The organism is Halalkalibaculum sp. DA384 (genome assembly GCF_043951955.1).
In the GTDB taxonomy this organism is placed as follows: Bacteria; Bacteroidota; Rhodothermia; order Balneolales; family Balneolaceae; genus JAMQKA01.
In genome coordinates this window covers 1-1,694 of the sequence record NZ_JBINJE010000089.1, presented here as the reverse complement: position 1 = coordinate 1,694, position 1,694 = coordinate 1, and the positions used below count along the sequence as shown (strand labels likewise).

3 protein-coding genes are annotated in these 1,694 nt (G+C 43.7%); all 3 read right to left on the bottom strand.

What is annotated here, in order from left to right; genetic code table 11:
• Nucleotides 1-622: 622 nt before the first annotated feature.
• From ACG2E4_RS18350 to ACG2E4_RS18340, 3 genes are read right to left on the bottom strand one after another with little or no spacing between them, the layout of a single operon-like run.
• Nucleotides 623-742, bottom strand: coding sequence for a HepT-like ribonuclease domain-containing protein (locus tag ACG2E4_RS18350; RefSeq protein WP_395277497.1), 120 nt, complete (start codon nucleotides 740-742; stop codon nucleotides 623-625).
• Between the two features lie 5 nt (nucleotides 743-747).
• Nucleotides 748-996, bottom strand: a complete 249-nt coding sequence (locus ACG2E4_RS18345; RefSeq protein ID WP_395277496.1) for a hypothetical protein — start codon at nucleotides 994-996, stop codon at nucleotides 748-750.
• Complete coding sequence (locus ACG2E4_RS18340) at nucleotides 989-1,279, bottom strand: nucleotidyltransferase family protein (RefSeq protein WP_395262569.1); 291 nt, start codon at nucleotides 1,277-1,279, stop codon at nucleotides 989-991. The genes ACG2E4_RS18345 and ACG2E4_RS18340 overlap by 8 nt, the downstream gene beginning before the upstream one ends.
• Nucleotides 1,280-1,694: the final 415 nt, after the last annotated feature.

The following is a 1,694-nucleotide window of genomic DNA, read 5'->3' as shown; positions in this document are numbered from 1 at the left end:
GATCCGCTGAAAAACGCGGATCTCAAACAGCAATGGTTTCTTAACGCTCCGGCTCCGGGCACTGTATTCCACAAAAATTTCTGCAGGGCGGATGGAGAATAAAAATTTCTAATAACGAATAACAAATTTCGAAGGGGAGATCGTATGAACGAGTTATAGCATCATGCCCAAGACCGGAAGAATTTCTGTCTGACAAGGGGGGCGGGCTACAAAATATACAATCTGGTCTTTCCAGGCCTTGAATGGGGTGCGGAGGCCGTGCCGGTATACCTTGTCTGATGGTCAGCTCGGCTCGAAACCTGCGAGGTTTGTACTCCGGAAGGGATGCCCCCCCTCAAGGTCATTACCTTTCCGGGAAGGGAAACCTCGCAGGTTTGGGATCAAGGCCTTGTTCGGTACGCCGGGGGGTTTAGAAAGGGCATTGTTCTCTATCCCTCCACGCCTGCACAGGCGGCAGCGTTTGCCCCATTCACCGCTTTGATTGTTAAGTCCCTTTTGGGTCAAGACAAAAGGGACAATTCAATTTATTTTATATCCTGATCCTGGAATCCCGGATGGAGGGTATCAGACAGTAATCGGTTCTTTTCGCTCAGGGCTGGATACTGGATAACATTCCTGTTTTTCAAAGCTCTCTTCGAATTAGCTTTATAATTCTTTCCAGTTGCGGGACATGCTCATCACAGACTGTAAATACCGTTTCCGCATCTATGTCAAAGTAGTGATGGGTAATGATATCTCGCATCCCCATCACTTTTTCCAATCGATCTGCGGATATTGGGGGAGTAACTCTTTGTGGGTTATCTTATCAATATTTTTCAGAGCCTCCCCAATATTTATTAACTGCATACAGATACTATCGAGTTTTTCAAGTCCCAAATCGCTATCCAGAAAGTCTGAAGCGGTCTCTATCTCCCTGAACCGTTTCTGAATCTGGTCGAGGGCCCAAAGCATATTGTCAAGGATATCAGCTACCACCTCATCATCATATTCATGCATACACGGCGTCTTTTTCTATTCTTTTCTTCAGATTGTTGTTCATTCTTTCGCGGTGTCGAACTATATCTACTTTCATCCCCAAATCTTCTTCAATTCTCTGCTTAATACCCACAAGAATGAGCAAATCGGGTTTTTCCAGTTCTACGACAATATCAATGTCACTGTCTTTATCGTTTTGTCCACGTGCATAACTGCCAAACAGACCAATTTTTGTCACTCCAAATTTTTGCTCAAATTCAGGCTTGTGATCTGAAAGATACTGTATGATGGTTTCCTTTTTCATTGCTGCCCGCACCAATTGTTAATACCTTTTTATCCGTTTCTCCAGGCTTCATCACAAAATTACTCATTCTTCTTTCTAAGTCATAATCCATACGATTGGCCGAACACGTTTTCACCTTGCGAGCAATTACTGATTATTAACTCCGGATAATTAACTGAGGGCCTTGCAAACCTTTTGAAGGTTTACCGAACCCCTGACTGGCATAAGTGACAAGTGTTTATCAGTTCAGATTAACAGGGAGTCGCTCTTTTTCTTATAAAAGCTCATTCATCCTCTTTCCTTGTTCATTTTTTCACCGATGAAAAAACGAACCAAAAAAATCGCCGCCGGAGAAATTTTTGTGGCGTTTCCTCCACCTCCGCTAAAACCATTGAACTCGATCCGCTGAAAAACGCGGATCTCAAACAGCAATGGT

What these genes read in the sequence shown, in the direction of transcription:
- ACG2E4_RS18350 (WP_395277497.1), bottom strand. Translation starts at nt 742, where the DNA reads ATGCGAGATATCATTACCCATCACTACTTTGACATAGATGCGGAAACG.
- ACG2E4_RS18345 (WP_395277496.1), bottom strand. Translation starts at nt 996, where the DNA reads ATGCATGAATATGATGATGAGGTGGTAGCTGATATCCTTGACAATATG.
- ACG2E4_RS18340 (WP_395262569.1), bottom strand. Translation starts at nt 1,279, where the DNA reads ATGAAAAAGGAAACCATCATACAGTATCTTTCAGATCACAAGCCTGAA.